The organism is Streptomyces carpinensis, assembly GCF_002154505.1.
Classification (GTDB): Bacteria; Actinomycetota; Actinomycetes; order Streptomycetales; family Streptomycetaceae; genus Streptomyces; species Streptomyces carpinensis.
The window spans coordinates 1-16,160 of the sequence record NZ_MUBM01000322.1 but is presented as its reverse complement, the minus strand read 5'-3'; the positions used below and the strand labels follow the sequence as shown (position 1 = coordinate 16,160).

Here is a 16,160-nt window from a genome sequence, read left to right as displayed (position 1 = left end):
GCCACCACCCCCGGGGCAGCCCTGACCGCCCGTCCGGCAGCGCGTCGGCTGCCGGACGGGCGGTGCGGCCAGGCATACGGCGTCCCTTGGACTGGCCGCACTCCGGGGCAGGTCAGGCGAGGCCGCCCTTCAGGGCGGCGGCGACCTGAACCACGCGCTCGGCCTGGTGGCGGGCGGCGTTGCGGGTCTCATCGCCGACCGGGTTGTTGCCCTGGGCGTCGACGTGCGAGGTGCCGTAGGGGTTGCCGTCGACGAACTTGACGGGGTCGGTGTAGCCCGGGGACACGATGATGCCGCCGAAGTGGTGGATCGAGTTGTACAGGGCGAGCAGCGTCGACTCCTGGCCGCCGTGGGCCGTGGCGGTCGTCACGAAGCCGCTGTAGACCTTGTTGGCCAGCTTGCCCTGCGCCCACAGGCCGCCCAGGGTGTCGATGAACTGCTTCAGCTGGGACGAGATGTTCCCGAAGCGGGTGGGGGTGCCGAAGACGATCGCGTCCGCCCACTCGACGTCAGCGGTCGTGGCCTCCGGAATGCCCGCGCTCGCCGCGGCGTGGGCGGCCCACGCCTCATTCGAGGCGATGGCGGCCTCGGGGGCCAGTTCCGCGGCCTTCAGCAGGCGCACCTCGGCGCCCGCCTTCTCGGCCGCCTCCGAGATCTCCTTGGCGATCTCGGCCGAGAATCCGGTGGAGGAGTAGTAGATGACGGCGAGGCGGACAGGGCTGGTCATGGAAGTCGTCTCCGATCCTGAGGATGCGTACGGTGCGCCACGCGTGGTGCACCGGCGTCGGACACGACGCGCTGCGCGAAGCGGCGTCGATCACCGACGTATGGATGAAGATTAAACCATCTTGTTTAATCGTCAACCACATCGCTGTGCGGATCTCGGTCGATGACAGGGCGCGGTACCGGAGGCGGCCGCGGTCAACGGGAGCACGCACCCACCGCCCGCACCCCTGGAGTCGGCGCGGTTCCCAGGGAGCGGTCGGCCGACCACGACGACCAGGCGTGTGTCGGCGTCGACCACGACCTGGTGGTTGGTGGAGTACCGGTCATTCTTCGACTGCCCGGCGACGGTGTGGTCGCGGGTGCGTACGAGAGAGCCGTCGACGACGAGTACAGCGTCCTCGCGGAATCGCTTGCATGGCTGGAGCGAGAGCCGAGGTTGTCGACGACGCGGTCAGCCGCGGACTTCGAGACGCCGAACAGCGGGGTGATGAGCTGGGCGAGGCGGTGCAGGGTGTGGGTCATCTCCTCGACCGGGGCCGCGAGACGGTCCCGTTCGGCGCGGAGCATACGCACCTGCGGGGCGAAACGAGGTCGCGCTGGTCACGGGCGCGAACCGGGGTGTCGGGCACAGCTTCGTCGCCGAGTTGCGGCGCAGGGGGGCCAGAAGGTCTACGCGGGCGCGCGCCGACCGGAGACCGTCCCGGAGCTTCCCGGTGTCGTCCCGCTGATGCTCGACGTCACCGATGACGCATCCATTGCCCGGGCCGCCGCCACGGCCGGCGACACGACCCTGCTCGTCGCCAACGCCGGAGTGTCGACCTTCGCCCGGCTCACCGACGGCACGGAGGAGGACATCCGGCTCGAGACGGAGACCAACTTCTTGGCCACCCTGCGCTGGTGCGCGCCTTCGCGCCGGTCCTGGGCGCCAACGGCGGCGGTGCCGTGCTGAACGTGTTGTCGGTCATGGCGTGGATGGCGTACGAGCACTCCAACACCTACGGCGCGTCCAAGGCTGCCGCCTGGGCCCTGACCAACGGCGTCCGGTACGAACTCGCCGCGCAGGTGACCCAGGTCACGGCACTGGCCATGGCGAGCGTCGACACCGGCATGATGGCGGGCATCGAGGACGCGAAGTCGGACCCGGACGTGATCGCCAGGGCGGCGCTGGACGGCCTTGAGGCCGGTTCGCTCGAAGTGCTGGCCGCGAGGGGAGTTCTCAGGGCGAACGGCCCAGACCGGCATCGCGTGCCCGGACGATGGCCTGGCTGCGCTGGGTGAGGTGCAGCTTGGCGAGGATCGCCGAGACGTTGTTCGCCACCGTCTTGCCGGACAGGTGCAGGCACCGGCCGATCTCGGCGTTGGACAGTCCGGCCGCGAGGTGGTCGAGGATGTCCCGCTCGCGTGGGGTGAGTTCGGGGAACGGGCGATCCGGCGGCGGTGGCGAGACGAACCAGGTCCGCAGCCGGCCTGCCAGTGCCGCGCCGAAGACCGGCTGCCCGGCCGCGGCGGCGTGGATGGCGGCGGCGATGTCCGCTCCGTCGACCACCTTGACGAGGTAGCCGAGTGCGCCGGTCTGGACGGCGGCGAAGACTGTCGTGTCGTCCTCGACCATCGTCAGGACCGATACAGCCGCGTCCGGCACCCGGGTCCGGATCTGCCGGGTGGTCTCGATGCCGTGCGGTCCGGGCAGCTGCAGGTCCATCACGATGACGTCGGGCAGCAGTTCGATGGCCCGGCGGACGGCTTCGAGGCCGCCCCCGACCTCACCGGCCAACTCGATGTCGGCGACGGTGTCGAGGACCGCTCGCATTCCCTGGCGCACCAGGGGATGGTCGTCGGCGAGCAGGACGGCGTGCTGCTCATCCTTCCCTCGGTTCCGCATCAGGCTTTTAGAGGTCCCAGCAAAGGCGTTGGACGTGGCGGTGGGTGATCAGGCAGACGGCGAGACCCAGGAACGCTTCTGGAGGTCGTCGCGACGTTCCCATCGGATCCGAAGCCGGCGGAAGCCATGGAGCCAGGCGATGGTGCGTTCGACGACCCAGCGGAAGACGCCCAGGCCGGTGCCGTGTGGCTGGTCTCGTGCCGCGATCGCGGGCCGGATGCCGCGCTGCCGCAGGAGAAATCGATCACCGCCCGCGACCGGTCCACCTTCTGCTTCGAGCGCAGCTCCTTCAGCAGCAGCACCGCATGCAACTGGTCCCAGACACCGGCCTCGTTCCAGGCTGCCAGGCACCGCCAACACGTCATCCCCGAGCCGAGGCGCAGCTCCTGCGGCAGGTACTCCCACTGGATCCCGTGTGCAGCACGAACAAGATCCGCACAGGGCCTGCCGGTCCGGCACTCGAGGTCGTCCTTCGACCTGCTTCGGCGCCGGTTCCGGCAGCAACGGCTCGATCAGCGATCACAGTTCATCCGCCACGATGCACGGCCGCAGCTGTCTCTCCCCCACGATCAGAGCAACGAGCGAACAAGCCGGCAGCCACATGATCAACGGCTTTTGGTAGAGCCGGCAAGACCGGTGCAGCATGATGAGCCTGTGGACTTCGAGCTGTACCGGGGTGAGTTGGTGGCGTTCTGCTACCGGATGTTGGGTTCGGTGCACGAGGCCGAGGATCTGGTGCAGGAGACGCTGCTGCGTGCCTGGAAGGCCCGTGATCGGTACGATCCGGTGCGCGCGTCGGTGCGGACCTGGCTGTACCGGATCGCGACCAATGTGTGCCTGACCGCGCTGGAGGGGCGCGGGCGGCGTCCGCTGCCGTCCGGGTTGGGGGTGGCGAGCGACGATCCCGAGGCGCCACTGATGCCGGCGCTCGATGTGCCCTGGCTGGAGCCGTTCCCCGACGCGCGGTTCGATGTGGAGGTCAGGGCCGATCTGCGGCTCGCGTGGGTGGCGGCGGTGCAGGTCCTGCCGGCGCGGCAGCGGGCGGTGCTGGTATTGCGCGACGTGCTGGCGTTCACCGCCGCCGAGGTCGCTGAGCAGTTGGGGACTACGGTCGCGGCGGTCAACAGCGCCTTGCAGCGCGCCCGTGCCGCCCTCGCCAACGTGGGCGATGCCGGTGCGGTCACCGAGCCGGACGATCCGGAGGTGCGGGCGGTCATCCAGCGGTACATGCAGGCGTTCGAGGCGGCGGATGTACCCGCTCTGGTGCGGCTGCTGGCCGACGACGCGGTGCTGGAGATGCCCCCGGTACCGCTGTGGTACCGAGGCAGCCGGGACTACGGCCGTTTCCTGGAGCGGGTGTTCCAGATGCGCGGCACGGACTGGGCCATGCGGGAGCTCACCGCCAACAGGCAGCCCGCACTCGCCGCGTACGCGCCGGAGCCCGGCGGCGGGCGCCGTCTGCACACCGTGCAGGTCTTCACCGTCACCGACGGACGGGTCGCGCACAACGTCGTGTTCGCCGATCCGCGCGTCTTCGACGCCTTCGAGTTGCCGGGAGAGATTCCCGACAACGAGTTCCGCCGGGAGCGATGAGTCGGGGCGGTGTGGCCGGTACGTACCGATGAGCACCGTACCGAAGGGAGTCTCATCGTGAGCGTCATCGTCATCGAGTTCATCACCCTGGACGGGATCGTGTCCGACCCGGACGGGTCCGCCGGCACGCCGCGGGGCGGCTGGGCATTCCGGCACGGCCCGGAGGCGGTCGCCGGGGACAAGTTCCGGCTCGGCCGCACGCTGGACGAGGGCGTACTGCTGCTCGGGCGCGCCACCTGGCAGCTGTTCTCGCGGCTCTGGCCGGGCCGCGACGACCCGTTTGCCGCGCAGATGAACGCCGTCCCGAAGCTGATCGCCTCTCGCACCCTGACCCACGCCGACACCTCGGTGTGGGCGAACTCCCAGCTCCTTGACGGCGATCTGGTCGACGCCGTCAAGCGCGAGCGGCGGGACGTGATCGTCGCCGGGAGTCTGGGCGTCGTGGACCGGCTGATGGCCGCGGACATGATCGACGAGTACCGGCTGCTGACCTTCCCCACTGTCCTCGGCACCGGCCGGCGGCTCTTCCCGACCGATGGCCCCCACGCCGAGCTGGAGTGCCTGGCCGTCGAGCGGGTCGGTGCCGCCGTCCTCACCCGCTACCGGAGGGCCGCCTGATGACCGCCCGTTTCATCGCCCTGTACGAGACACCCACCGACCCCGCGGCATTCGATCGGCACTACCACGATGCCCACATCCCGCTCGCACGCCGCCTCCCGGGGCTGCGCCGCTACACGATCGGCCGCGACCTGGTCGCTGTCCGCGGCGGCTTCCCGTACTACCTGGTCGCCGAACTGGAATGGGACTCGATGGATGAGCTGCACGCCGCGTTCGCTTCGCCCGAGGGACGCGCCACCGCGGCCGACGCGGCGCACCTCCAGGAACTCTCCCCGGTCCGCAGCATGATCTTCGCTGTGGACGAAAGTGTGCTGTAGGCAATCTTTACCGTGCGCGTAACGAACGAACGAGGCTGAGGAGCCCGTCCTTCGGATCGTCAAGCGCCAGCGCCGGCCCGCGCCACCGACCATCCCGAAGCCGAGGCCATGCTGCTCCCGGACATCGCCCTGCACGCCGCCAGCTGGCAGGGCGAGGCCGCTGGCAAGCCATCCTGACGGACAATCAGGTCACAATGCCTGGGAAGGTCTTCGACTGACGAGCGACACCACCCCTCGTAACGGCAGCCACCTGTTTCGTCAGGCCGTCACCGCCTCCACACAGGTTTCGGGGCGGTCTGACAAGGAGTGAACTCGTGGGCCGGATCCAGAAGGCTGGAGCCGGTCAAGCGGGAGCCGAACAACGTGGTCGTACCGTGCGCAGTGGTCGTACGCGCCTCCACACGCCAGGGTTGAACACCGCACCTCCCTTCAGCGACCGCCCGCCACCAAAAGGGCTGCCAGTCAGTTGATGATCTGCTCGGGTGCCACGGCCGATGCGGCCCGTCAGTCGTCCGTCGGGTCCGTCTCTTCCTGGAGGCGTTCGGCGAAGTCGTCGGCCCACTCCTGGGCCCAGCGGCGCAATGCACCGATGGCGGCGTCGTCGAGCCCGTACGCGGCGAACTCGGTGTCATCGATCCAGTCGGCACCGGCGAGGCGGGCCTGGTTCCTCGGGCAGGGCCGGGGCCTGTGGAAACGTCACGGTCGGTAATTCCTTCGTGGGCCGCGGTGGGCGCCGATAGGCTCGGCGGATGATCAATATGGCGGTGCGTGGTGACAGCGGGAACGTCGTGGCTCGCGCCAAAGCCGGTGTGAAGTGGACGGCCGGGTTCGCGGATCTGGACCCGGCGGAGTTCCCGATGCTCTGGGCCCTGACGCCGTATGGGGACGCGATCTTCAACCAGCGGCAGGTGCCGCTGCTGCTGTCGGAGCTCGACCGGCTTCCTGCCGACTTGGGAGGTGACTGGGTCGGGCAGGCCCGCGAGCTGTGCCAGGTCGTCGAGCGCGGGCTGCACTTGTATCTGTGGTTCATCGGCGACTGACTGCGGTCAGTCGGCCATGGAGTCCCCAGCCGCCGTCTGCTGCCGGCCCAGGGCTTGCCAGGCGATGGTGCCGTTCTGGACGGAGTGGGCCTCGTCCGCGCGGACGACCCGGCCGACGGGCTTGGGCATCGGACCGCCCAGGCCGGATGCGGCACCCGAGGGCGCGAGGCAACCCGCCCCCCTGTCCCCGGACCCCGGACACGATCCGCCGGGACCAGGCACGGAGCGAACGCGGGCAACCAGGACACTCAACACCGTTCGGAGTGCCCGGCTGAGCACGAGTCCCTCCAGGACTCACCCCCGCTCAGTTTCTAGAAACGGTTGACTGGATCAACGGATGCCCGATTCGTAGCCGAGGACGACTAGTTGGATCCGGTCGCGGGCGCCGAGTTTGGCGATCAGCCGGGAGACATGGGTCTTGACGGTGGCCTCGCCGAGGTAGAGGTGGGCGGCGATCTCGCCGTTGGACAGGCCGGCTGCGACCAGGCGCCAGACTTCGAGCTCGCGCGGGGTCAGGGTGTCCGCGCCGGGCGCAGAGCTGCCGCCCGGGGGTCGCCGCACGTAGGCCTCGACGAGGCGTCGGGAGACGCTGGGGGCGAGGAGCGTGTCCCCCCGGCAGACCGCCCGGACGCCGGCGACGAGCTGGTCGTCCGGGATGTCCTTGACCAGGAATCCGCTGGCCCCGGCGTGCAACGCCGCGTAGACGTACTCGTCGAGGTCGAAGGTGGTGAGCATGACCACACGCGGCGCGCTGCCGTCGGCGGCGAGGATCTGGCAGGCCGCGGCGACACCGTCGAGCCGGGGCATCCGGACGTCCAGCAGCACCAGGTCCGGACGAAGTTCGCGGGCCAGCCGAACCGCCTCGTGGCCGTCGCGGGCCTGTCCGACGACCTCGATGTCGGGCTCGGCGGCAAGGATGGTGCGCAGGCCGGCCAGGACCAGTGGTTGGTCGTCAGCGAGCAGTACACGGATCGCTGACAGTGCGGCCGATGCTTCCGGTTCGTTCACTGCTGCACCTCCCCAGGCCGGCGCGGCAGGACTGCGTGCACCTCGAAGCCCCCGTCTGCCGTCGTCTCCGCCCGCAGTGTCCCACCGCATCCCGACACGCGTTCGGCCATCCCACGCAGTCCGTACCCCGAGCCGACGCGTTCGACTCCCGGGTACGGCGGGGGCGCGTTGCGTATCTGGACCGACACCGAGTCCGGCGCATGCGCGAGCCGGACCAGTACGTCAGCGCCCGGCGCGTGGCGCGCGGCGTTGGTCAGCGCCTCCTGCAAGGTCCGGTAGGCGACCGCATCGACCTCGGGGGTCAGCGGGGCTGCGGCGCCCTCCTCCTCCACCCGCAGTCGCAGCCCACAGGCGCGGGCGTGGTCCAGCAGGCCCGCGGCAGCGCCGAGTCCGGGTGTCCCGCCGCCCTCGAGCGCCAGGTTGAGCACCAGCGGCTGCAGATCGCCCAGCGCCTCGGAGACAGTTCCCTTCAGGGCGGTGACATGTTCCGCGGCCAGCCCGGGCTCGCTCTCCCAGACCCGTGCGGCGGCGGTGGCCTGGAGGACGACGCCGGTCATCACATGGCCCACCGCGTCGTGCAACTCCCTGGCCACGTCGATGCGGTCGGCGGCGAGGGCCAGCCGCAGTCGCTCCTGTTGGCGCTGCTGCTCACCGGCCGCCTCAGCCGCGCCGGCGCGCAGCGCCGCGGCGCCCGCCCGGAGCACCCGGCCCGCCGCCCAGCTCCCGGCCGCCACGGCGCCGGAGGAGACCAGGTCCTGCCAGTGCGAGCGGGTGCTGGTGGTGGTCAGCAGCCCTGTGGCGGCGGTCGCCAGACAGGCTGCCAAGCCGATCAGGGCCACCCTCGTCGGCGCGGTGCCGGCGACCAGGATCGGCAGCCCGATCAGGGTTATGGCAGCGACCGGTCCGCCCAGCGGGTCCGCTGCGGGGTCGAGTCGGTCGAAGACGGCCACGGCCGCCAGGGCGGTGGCGGTCATCGCGAGCGGCTGCCGGCGGATCCATACGGCCGGCAGTGCCGTCGCCGCGCCGACCAGGCAGAGCAGCCAGCGGCGCCCGGGCGGTGCGGGCGCGGCGAGCTGGACCGCGACCACGAGCAGGGCGTACGCACCGCCGGCCACAGCCAGCAGGGTATCGAGGCGCTCCTCGGTGAACAGGGTCCAGCTCACTCGGCGCGCGGGCAGCGGTTCGCCGGCGGCGGCGCCCATGGCAAGGACGCGGTCGACCTGGGTGCGGAGCTCGGCGAGGTTGTGCCCGGGACTCCGGGTGGACTCCGGTTCGCCCTCGGCGTCGCGCAGCCGGGTGAGCAACACCCGCAGCCGCACCAGCAGTTCTCGCCCCAGGTCGCGCAGGGCCGTTACGTCCGCCAGGTCGCCCACGGTGGCATGTGGCCGGAGCTGCTCCAGGCCGCTCAGGACGACCGTCTCGATCTCGGCGCCGATCCGCAGCCGGTGTTCGGTCCGTTCGAGGGCCAGCCGGGCCGCGGCGTCGGCGCGCATGGCCTCGGTGCCCGCGGTGAGCCGCCGTGCGAGGCCGGTGCGGATCCGGACGAGCCCGCCGACGGCGGCCGGTGCGAGCACCAGGAGCGTGGTGAAGAAGGTGATGGCGCTGGTATGCGAGTAGCCGCTCGACGGCGAGCTGATCTGCGCAATCGCCACGGCGACCGTGGACACGGCGAGCCCCGCGGCGAGCCCGCGGGCTCGAGCGTGCGCGCCGAGCGAGTAATCGGCCACCATCAAGGCCAGGAAGGCGGGAGCAGGTGTGCCGCCGGGCGTGGCAGCGGTCTCGGCACAGACCACGACGGCCACCGCCACGGCTGCGGCGAGCGGTCGCGGTCGGCGGACCGCGAGTGCGAGCAGCCCCAGAGCGACCACCGCTGCACCGGCCCGGGCCAGGCCACCGGCGTTCCCGGTGGCGCTCGCGGCGGCGGCCATCGCGGCGGTGAGAGCGGCGGCGAGCAGCAGGTCGCCGCGCCCCGGCGGGCGGAGTTCGGCAGTCACCGCACAGACGATAGGACCTGCGCCGTGAGCGGCGCGTCCGCTCGCGGGCTGACGTTGCGTCCGCCCGTCGGCGGAGTCGAATACAGCAGCCGGCCGGACGCCCGCGGCGGGTCGTGCTTCGTACCTTGGCGTCGTTCCACCATCCTGTCAGCTCATACCCGAGGAGCGCGTGATGTCCGCTGTCGCCCCGAGCCGCCCCGCCGGCCGACTGGCTGTCGCCGGTGCCGCCGTGCTGGCCTTCGCCTGCGTCGCCTTGGCGGTCTTCGACTTCTTCGTGACGACCTCGTCCACGGACCAGTTCACCTCGACCGCCGACTACCTGTACACCCTGGACGGGTTTCCGTTCGTGATCGGCTTCGTGGCGCTGGTCGCGGGCCTGCGCGCGCTCCACGCAGGCCGGGACGGCAGGCTCGGCCGGTTCGGGTTTCTGGTCACCACGGCCGGCGGCGCGGCTCTCTGCCTCTGTCTGGCCGCCTCGCTGGCCACACGGTCCGAGAACTCGTTGGGCCCGCTGTACCCGCTGGGCAGCCTGGTCAGCTTCCTCGGCATGATCCTCTTTGCTGTCGCTTCCGTCCGTGCCCGCGTCCTGCTCTGGTGGGCCGGCCCGGCCCTCGCGGTGTCGTGGGTGGTCGGCGGCCCGGTCGGCGACGGCGGCCCACTCGGCTTCAAGGCCTCGGCCCTGGTCCTCGCCGCCGTGGCGGCCGTGGTCGTCGCCCTCGCACTCCGAGGCCCGGCCGTCGTGGACTAGTGCGCCCTTGACGCCGGGACCAGTACCCGAGGCCGACCGGGCCACCACGAGCCTGCGTGCGGGCCTCTCCCCAGCCCGTCGGGGGCCTGGACGGCCAGCTCCTGCGTTGCCCAGAGCCCCGGACCTATGGTCGCCGGACCGCCCTCCCCGGGCGGCACGGTCTCCTTACGCTCACGCGTCCGCGACGGCGGGAGTTGAGCGGGCGGCCAGCCTCCGGCCGGCTCGACGGCATCCGGGCCGGTGCCCCTCCCCCACCCCCTCCGCAGATCGCCTGAGGGCTCGTCCGCGGCTGCCGTCACAGGCTCAGCAGCAGGTCCCGGACCGCGGCGGGCTGGGACAGGAACGGGTGGTGGCCGGCGTCGAGTTCGATAACGCTGCCGGCCCGGCGGGCGAACTCGCGCTGTAGCCGCGGCGGGGTGCCCCGGTCCTGGGCGCAGACGAGGTACGTCGAGGGCACCTGTTGCCATGCGGCCGCCCCGACCGGCTGCCCGGTCACCTGCACGCTCTGCCGGGCGAGGTGGTCCGCCGCCTGCGCCTGGACCTCGGGGTCGCAGTCCTGCAGGAACGTGTCCACGAGCAGCTCTGGGCGGACCCCGAAGGTGCCGGCGTCGGGGTCGACGTGGAGGAACGGGGCGGAGCCGCCGTCCCCGAACTCCGACAGGCTCTGCCCGACCTCGGGCAGGTAGCTGGAGACCAGCAGCAGGTGGCGTACCGACCCGATTCCCGCGGCGGCTTCCGCGGTGACGATGCCGCCGTAGCTGTGGGCGACCACGACGGTCGGCTCGTCGCCGGCCTGCAGCACCTGCCGCACCGCGGCAACATCCTCGGGCAGCCCCGGACCGCCGACGCCGCCGGGCAGGGCCGCCTCGCCGCAACTAGGCAGGGCCGGGGCCACACTCGTCACCCCCCGCTCCTGCAGCAGCTCGGCGGTGCGGTGCCACCACCACGACCCGTCCCGCACGCACGCACGCCCCATGCACGAACACGACCCTCATCGCTACCTCCACGTCTGCCTTGACTGCATCGGGGCGCCGTCGCCGACTGTAAGTCCGTAGCTTGGTGACAAGTGGTGGGGCTTCCGTCCCGCACACCATCGACCCAGAGAGAGCCGAGCAGAAGCGGCCCAGGGGCGTCAAGGTCGTTCGTACAGTGGCGCACTCCACCTCGGCGCCCCTGAACCACGCCCGCTCCACGGTGTGGGGGTCGACGGCGTACGGGACGGAAGCTGGGGCGGTCTGCGCTGGGCACGGGTGAATTCTGGCATCCACGAGTGCCACAACGTCATCGTAAACGCGCTCACAGCAGAATCGGTGTCACAGGCACGCGGGCCTGGCTCAGGTGGAGACAGGAGTGCGGGACAGGGCGGTGCGCAGCGCGAAGGCGCCGAGCAAGCCGCCTGCCGTGACCCGCTGGGCGGTCATGGCACGGGGCCGGGCGGCCAGAAACCCCGACACCCGTGCTGCGCCCAGCATGATGAGGGCGTTCACGGAGATCCCCACGATGATCTGCACACCACCGAGCTGGAGCAGTTGTCCCCAGGCCGGACCTGCCTGCGGGTCCAGGAACTGGGGCAGCAGGGCGGCATACATAAGAGCGATCTTGGGGTTGAGCAGGTTGGTCAGCAGCCCCATCGAGAACAGGCGGGCGTCGGAGACCGGAGGCAGATCCTGGGCCGGGTCGAAGGGCGAGCGGCCGCCGGGCTTGAGCATGCCCCAGGCGAGGTAGGCCAGGTAGGCGGCCCCGGCAAGCTTGACCACCATGAACGCCACCGGCACGGCGGCGAACAACGCGGACAGGCCCGCAGCCGCGGCCAGCAGATAGCACACGAATCCCACGGCAGTCCCACTGAGGCTGACCAGGCCCGCCCTGCGGCCTTGGGTGATCGCGCGGGAGGCGAGGTGGATCATGTTCGGTCCCGGAGTCAGGGCCATGCCCAGTTCGACCAGGGCCACTCCTCCGACTGCGGTCAGAGTGATCACCGGTCGACCTCCTGGTCGTTCGTCGAGTACCTGGTACCCGCAGTAGGGAGTCGCCCGACTGCAACGGACGACTGCGACGCATCAGCAGCGCCTGCCTCGCCTACTGCAGGATACGGCCTTGCCGCTCGGTATCTCTCTGCGCCCTCGACTCCGTTCCTAGCCCACCGAGGACATCTACGACAGCCGACATCTCCGTCTCAGTTTCCGTCTCATTCAGCGCCATGCATGGCCGTTCAGACAAGACCGAAGATGGTAGCCGCGCCCACGACCGGAAACTCGTGAACGCAGGTGAACGGCCCCTTATGCGAGCCCGTGAGACGCCGCCCCAGTTGGAATGCGTGTTGGCGGTGCTGAGCTTCAGCGCATCTGGCGTGGGGATGTCAGGCTTCGGGGAGGGTCTGTCGCGCCCCTGTGCCCTCCCAGCCCGTCGGCCGCGGCGGCACGGTCAGGCATGGACCTACCGACGACCATGATGTCGGGCGCCCACCCACCAAGAGAAACGACTTCTTATCGGGTGGCACGTGCGCGGTCGCCCTGCAAGCATCTGCGGAGGCTCAGACTCGCCGACGATCTCGGCCACCTTTCCTACGTCGTCGCCGGCAACGGACCGCCCGTCGTACTCGTGCACGCCGGCGTCGCTGATCACCGTATGTGGGACGCGGTCGTGCCCGCCCTCGCAGAACGGCACACCGTCATCCGGTACGACTTGCGCGGCTTCGGTGAGTCCGCACCCCCGACCGGAGCGTTCAGTGAGACTGACGACCTGTGGCGTCTGCTGGACCACCTCGGTCACGAACGTGCCCGGCTTGTCGGCGCGTCCTGGGGCGGCCGCGTGGCCGTGGACTTCGCTCTCACCCACCCGAGCCGAGTGCACTCCCTGGCCCTGCTCGCCCCGCCATGGCGGGGACACCACTGGTCTTCGGAAATGGTCACGTATGACGAGGCGGAAACGGCGGCGCTGGCTTCGGGCGACCTGGACGCCGCCGTCCGTATCAACCTGGACATGTGGCTGCGCGGGCCGGCTCGACCGTGGGAGGACGTCGCTGTCGGACTGGCCGACCAACTCCGAGATCCGATGCGAACGTCGCTGGTGAACCAAGACACCAGGGGAAAGCACTCCCAGGGCGTCGTAATCGGCGACATCGCCGGCATCTCCGTCCCCACACTGGTCGGGATCGGCAAGCTCGATGTCGCCGACTTCCAGGACATCGCCCGCCGGTACACCGCTGAGATCCCCGATGCCACCTTGGTCGAGTTCCCCACCGCCGCTCACCTCATCGCGCTGGACACGCCCGCCGAGCTCATCTCGATACTGGTCCCGTTCCTCAACCGTTAGTGCCGGATGATGGTGGCTCACCGGGTGCCGGGTCTGCTCGGTCCGCACCCCAGGGTTGAGGATGAGGTGCATCTGCTCGGTGGCCACCATCCGGTACTGCGCCAGCACCGGTTGGTGAGGGCAAGCCCATAGGCCGCCGCATACAAGCCGATGACACGCGCGTGGACCCTCCGGTGCAGCAGCAGGAACGGCTGCTCAGCTATTGGAGGCTGGCACCCTTGGCAACTGAAAGCAGTGAACGGCAACCCGGTGAGGTGTGTTCACTCCCCCAGTGCACGCTGCATGCACCTCGCAGTAAAACCATGAGCAGCACGTCAGTTGATTCTCGGATTTTTGGGAAAAGAGCAACACATGTCTCTGTTCCGTACTATCACTAGGACACAGCTTGCAGCAGTAACCGCTACGGCACCCATGCACGATGCCTGAAAGGCACAAGTGTTCGGATTCGCATACGTCCATGGGCTCGCAGCAAACACGCTATCGACCTTGAAGGAGCGGCACCCCTCATGTCCAAGACCGAGACCGCGGCTACCGGCCTGCCATCTCAGTACGCCTCCCAGGTGGCCACTGACCTCCAGAACAACCTCAAGGAGCAGGAGCGGGTCAGTGGTGACCTCGCGGCGTTGCAGGAGCAGTTGGCCGCCCTCCAGCAGGAACATTCCGTCCTCGTCAGTGTCCAGCAGGCCCTGGGCGTGACCTCAGCTCCCCGGAAACCCACAGGCTCGCCTGCCGCCAAGGCGGTGCCCGCACCGCGTAAGAGGTCCACCGCCGGACCGAGCCAGGGCAAGCGGGCGCAGTCCAAGAAGTCTGCGGCTCCTTCCCGGAAGCCAGTCGTCAAGAAGAGCGTCGCGAAGAAGGCCGCGGGCAAGACGGCGGCTTCGCCAGCGGTGCAGCGCACTCTTGTCGAGATCGCCCGCGAGTACCTCGCCGCGCAGAAGGAGCCGCGCTCCGCGGCCGAGATCACCACCGCGCTGGGGCAGCAGCATCCTGAGCGTGACATCAAGAACACCGTCGTGCGTACCACGCTGGAAGGGCTGGTTGCCAAGAACCAGGCCCAGCGCAGCAAGCAGGGTTCCTCCGTCTTCTACACGGCGGCGCCCGAGGCGGCGAAGGCCTCTGCTGCCGGAAAGGACAGCCAGGAGCAGCCGGCCTGACACAAGGCAAGCGCCGGTATGGGTGTCCCCGGGGTCTTGTTCCTCTACCCCGTGGGACACCTCCTGGCGCGTTGCACGCCGGGCACACCCCCCGGCAGACGCACACGGTCACCGTGTTTCGCAACCGGCTGCTGGACGCCGGACCGTATGCGTTCCTCTGGGTGGACGCGCTGTCCCGGCGGTGCAGGGTGCGGTACACGCGGCGCCGCTGTGTCGGCGGCAGTAACGGTCGAAGTCACCCAGCCTGGGGCTACCGTCCGCGGACGGCGGCGCTCCGGGAGACGAAACTCCGCGCGCGCTGAGGGAGACTGGCGGCCTCGAGCGCACCGTATCTCCCGCTCGCCACGAGTTGGAACTTGACACCCTCTCGACCTTCAGGGTGCTCGTAGCCGTCGGGGAGGAACCGCCGGTAGTGCTCGCTGGCGCGTTGGAAGAACTGCGGGCGCTCGGAGCGGGAGAGACATCCCTCGAGATTGAGGAGGAAGAGGTAGTGACGAATCATACGAGTGAAGAGAAAGGGAGCCACAACGTCCAGGGCGTCGCGCTCCTCGAGCAAGTCGAAGCTCTCTTCGTAGCGGCCGAAGACATCGAAGTGGGTGCCGTCCGGTGAGCCGGCGGGATGTTGAGTGTGCCGACGGCGGATCTGGACGCAGTTCCATTTCAAGACGGCGACCCGGTCGGCGGCGAGCATGGCGCGGTGGACGACTGTGACCTCTTCGTGGAGACCGTCGGGGAACGCGAGTTCCTGCCGGATCCACAAGTCGCGGCGGATCAAACGGTCCCAGGAGTAGGCGGGAGCACCGAACAACTCGGGCTGGTCGATCGAGGCGAAGGACTCACGTCCCTGCCGGGCAAGCAGGCCGGCGGCGGCACCGGGCCACGAGCGGCCGCGATGGAGGCGCGTGTGCCCGAAGAGAAGAACATCCGGCTCGTGTGTCGATTGCAGCTGATCGGCCATCGCCTGAAGCGTTTCACCCCCGATGATGTGATCGCTGTCCAGGAACAGCAGGTAGTCACCGACGGCGCGCTCCGCCCCCGCGTTGCGTATCCGGCCGATGCCGACGACGCCCGTCAGCCGCACGACCGAGACCCGCCCATCGCGCCGAGCATAGTCATCCACCAAGTCCGCAGGGCATTCAGCAGACTGGTCCAAGACCGCGACAACCTCCACGTCCCGGAAGGACTGGTTCAGTATCGAATTCAGGCAGACCTCCAGCTGGCCCTGAAGGTCGTGGGCGGCGACTATGACGCTGATCATCGGGGAAGCGAGCACAGTGATCGAACATAGGTGGACAGCTCACGACGTGACAAGTCCCAGGGGCACCCAGTCCGCGGCAACGTACAAGGTTCTGCGCACCCGCACACGGACCGCCACCCGGCGGCCATTGACTGGCGCGTCGGCCAACGTCCGCAGCTGATAGCCGTGCACTCGCCCCGGACCACCCCGCACACCGGACAGACCGCGGCGTGTTGCGGAGTCCGTGCCCGCACCACGATCCGCTCGCCCTCGTCGGCCACGTCCTCGATGACCAGCGGGGACGAACCCGAAAATACCGTCTGTATAAGCTCGTTGACATCCTCCACGAGTGTCAGCCCTTACGACCCTCCGTCACCACCGAATGTGAAACTGGGCGTTCATTTGACAGACCCGAGCGCGGGACTGCTCGTCAGGCACGGGCGTGAACGCCCATGCCTCCAGAGACGATGAGGTTGTCGCCAGTGATGTAGCTGGCGGCGTCCGAGGCGAGGAAGGCCACGGCTTCGG

Annotated in this window: 18 protein-coding genes and 3 pseudogenes; 9 read left to right on the top strand and 12 right to left on the bottom strand. The window is 69.7% G+C overall.

Annotated elements, in window-relative coordinates; translation table 11 throughout:
* Positions 1 to 112 precede the first annotated feature (112 nt).
* Both wrbA and BZY54_RS36150 read right to left on the bottom strand, forming a co-directional pair.
* Complete coding sequence (gene wrbA / locus BZY54_RS36155; RefSeq protein ID WP_086729544.1) at positions 113 to 727, bottom strand: NAD(P)H:quinone oxidoreductase; 615 nt, start codon at positions 725 to 727, stop codon at positions 113 to 115.
* A gap of 177 nt (positions 728 to 904) precedes the next feature.
* Positions 905 to 1,239: pseudogene (locus BZY54_RS36150) on the bottom strand (transposase); the annotation flags it as partial.
* A gap of 214 nt (positions 1,240 to 1,453) precedes the next feature.
* On the opposite strand from BZY54_RS36150, the gene BZY54_RS55155 reads away from it, so the two are divergent.
* Together BZY54_RS55155 and BZY54_RS55150 are read left to right on the top strand one after the other, a co-directional pair.
* On the top strand, positions 1,454 to 1,675 hold the full coding sequence (locus BZY54_RS55155; protein WP_341868721.1) for a Rossmann-fold NAD(P)-binding domain-containing protein: 222 nt from the start codon (positions 1,454 to 1,456) through the stop codon (positions 1,673 to 1,675).
* Positions 1,624 to 2,004: an SDR family NAD(P)-dependent oxidoreductase gene (locus BZY54_RS55150; RefSeq protein ID WP_341868720.1), complete on the top strand. Its 381-nt coding sequence runs from the start codon at positions 1,624 to 1,626 to the stop codon at positions 2,002 to 2,004. The genes BZY54_RS55155 and BZY54_RS55150 overlap by 52 nt, the downstream gene beginning before the upstream one ends.
* Here the strand turns inward: BZY54_RS55150 and BZY54_RS36140 are convergent.
* Both BZY54_RS36140 and BZY54_RS36135 read right to left on the bottom strand, forming a co-directional pair.
* Positions 1,943 to 2,608: a response regulator gene (locus BZY54_RS36140; RefSeq protein WP_086729543.1), complete on the bottom strand. Its 666-nt coding sequence runs from the start codon at positions 2,606 to 2,608 to the stop codon at positions 1,943 to 1,945. The two genes, BZY54_RS55150 and BZY54_RS36140, sit on opposite strands and share 62 nt — an antisense overlap.
* A gap of 7 nt (positions 2,609 to 2,615) precedes the next feature.
* A pseudogene (locus BZY54_RS36135) lies at positions 2,616 to 3,124 on the bottom strand (transposase).
* A 99-nt stretch (positions 3,125 to 3,223) separates the two neighbouring features.
* On the opposite strand from BZY54_RS36135, the gene BZY54_RS36130 reads away from it, so the two are divergent.
* From BZY54_RS36130 to BZY54_RS36115, 4 genes are all read left to right on the top strand, one after another.
* Complete coding sequence (locus BZY54_RS36130) at positions 3,224 to 4,201, top strand: RNA polymerase subunit sigma-70 (RefSeq protein WP_086729542.1); 978 nt, start codon at positions 3,224 to 3,226, stop codon at positions 4,199 to 4,201.
* 57 nt (positions 4,202 to 4,258) lie between these two features.
* The gene (locus BZY54_RS36125; protein ID WP_086729541.1) at positions 4,259 to 4,819 is read left to right on the top strand and encodes a dihydrofolate reductase family protein; all 561 of its coding nucleotides are present in this window, start codon (positions 4,259 to 4,261) and stop codon (positions 4,817 to 4,819) included.
* A complete protein-coding gene (locus BZY54_RS36120; RefSeq protein ID WP_086729540.1) occupies positions 4,819 to 5,136 on the top strand; it encodes an EthD family reductase in 318 nt (105 codons plus the stop codon). The genes BZY54_RS36125 and BZY54_RS36120 overlap by 1 nt, the downstream gene beginning before the upstream one ends.
* 749 nt (positions 5,137 to 5,885) lie before the next feature.
* On the top strand, positions 5,886 to 6,176 hold the full coding sequence (locus BZY54_RS36115) for a hypothetical protein (RefSeq protein WP_086729539.1): 291 nt from the start codon (positions 5,886 to 5,888) through the stop codon (positions 6,174 to 6,176).
* A gap of 6 nt (positions 6,177 to 6,182) precedes the next feature.
* Here the strand turns inward: BZY54_RS36115 and BZY54_RS54865 are convergent, their stop codons facing one another.
* From BZY54_RS54865 to BZY54_RS36105, 3 genes are all read right to left on the bottom strand, one after another.
* Positions 6,183 to 6,305, bottom strand: coding sequence for a hypothetical protein (locus tag BZY54_RS54865; RefSeq protein WP_279634733.1), 123 nt, complete (start codon positions 6,303 to 6,305; stop codon positions 6,183 to 6,185).
* Between the two features lie 201 nt (positions 6,306 to 6,506).
* Positions 6,507 to 7,157 carry a response regulator gene (locus BZY54_RS36110; protein ID WP_244217512.1) on the bottom strand — a complete coding sequence of 217 codons (651 nt, stop codon included), beginning with the start codon at positions 7,155 to 7,157 and terminating at the stop codon, positions 6,507 to 6,509.
* Between the two features lie 23 nt (positions 7,158 to 7,180).
* Positions 7,181 to 9,178, bottom strand: a complete 1,998-nt coding sequence (locus BZY54_RS36105; protein WP_086729537.1) for a sensor histidine kinase — start codon at positions 9,176 to 9,178, stop codon at positions 7,181 to 7,183.
* A 172-nt stretch (positions 9,179 to 9,350) separates the two neighbouring features.
* On the opposite strand from BZY54_RS36105, the gene BZY54_RS36100 reads away from it, so the two are divergent.
* Complete coding sequence (locus tag BZY54_RS36100; protein ID WP_086729536.1) at positions 9,351 to 9,926, top strand: hypothetical protein; 576 nt, start codon at positions 9,351 to 9,353, stop codon at positions 9,924 to 9,926.
* Between the two features lie 295 nt (positions 9,927 to 10,221).
* Here the strand turns inward: BZY54_RS36100 and BZY54_RS36095 are convergent, their stop codons facing one another.
* Together BZY54_RS36095 and BZY54_RS36090 are read right to left on the bottom strand one after the other, a co-directional pair.
* Complete coding sequence (locus tag BZY54_RS36095; RefSeq protein ID WP_244217509.1) at positions 10,222 to 10,902, bottom strand: alpha/beta hydrolase; 681 nt, start codon at positions 10,900 to 10,902, stop codon at positions 10,222 to 10,224.
* A 358-nt stretch (positions 10,903 to 11,260) separates the two neighbouring features.
* The gene (locus BZY54_RS36090; protein WP_086729535.1) at positions 11,261 to 11,905 is read right to left on the bottom strand and encodes a LysE family translocator; all 645 of its coding nucleotides are present in this window, start codon (positions 11,903 to 11,905) and stop codon (positions 11,261 to 11,263) included.
* 514 nt (positions 11,906 to 12,419) lie between these two features.
* Here BZY54_RS36090 and BZY54_RS36085 point away from each other — a divergent pair.
* The gene (locus BZY54_RS36085; RefSeq protein WP_244217508.1) at positions 12,420 to 13,241 is read left to right on the top strand and encodes an alpha/beta fold hydrolase; all 822 of its coding nucleotides are present in this window, start codon (positions 12,420 to 12,422) and stop codon (positions 13,239 to 13,241) included.
* Positions 13,242 to 13,747: 506 nt separating this feature from the next.
* Positions 13,748 to 14,395, top strand: a complete 648-nt coding sequence (locus BZY54_RS36080; protein WP_086729534.1) for a hypothetical protein — start codon at positions 13,748 to 13,750, stop codon at positions 14,393 to 14,395.
* A gap of 250 nt (positions 14,396 to 14,645) precedes the next feature.
* Here the strand turns inward: BZY54_RS36080 and BZY54_RS36075 are convergent, their stop codons facing one another.
* From BZY54_RS36075 to BZY54_RS49765, 3 genes and pseudogenes are all read right to left on the bottom strand, one after another.
* Positions 14,646 to 15,653 (bottom strand): glycosyltransferase family 2 protein, encoded by a 1,008-nt coding sequence (locus tag BZY54_RS36075; protein WP_086729533.1) that lies wholly within the window; start codon positions 15,651 to 15,653, stop codon positions 14,646 to 14,648.
* Positions 15,654 to 15,743: 90 nt separating this feature from the next.
* Positions 15,744 to 15,979 (bottom strand): annotated as a pseudogene (locus BZY54_RS53945) (transposase family protein); the annotation flags it as partial.
* A gap of 83 nt (positions 15,980 to 16,062) precedes the next feature.
* Positions 16,063 to 16,152, bottom strand: coding sequence for a hypothetical protein (locus BZY54_RS49765; protein WP_244217511.1), 90 nt, complete (start codon positions 16,150 to 16,152; stop codon positions 16,063 to 16,065).
* Positions 16,153 to 16,160 lie beyond the last annotated feature (8 nt).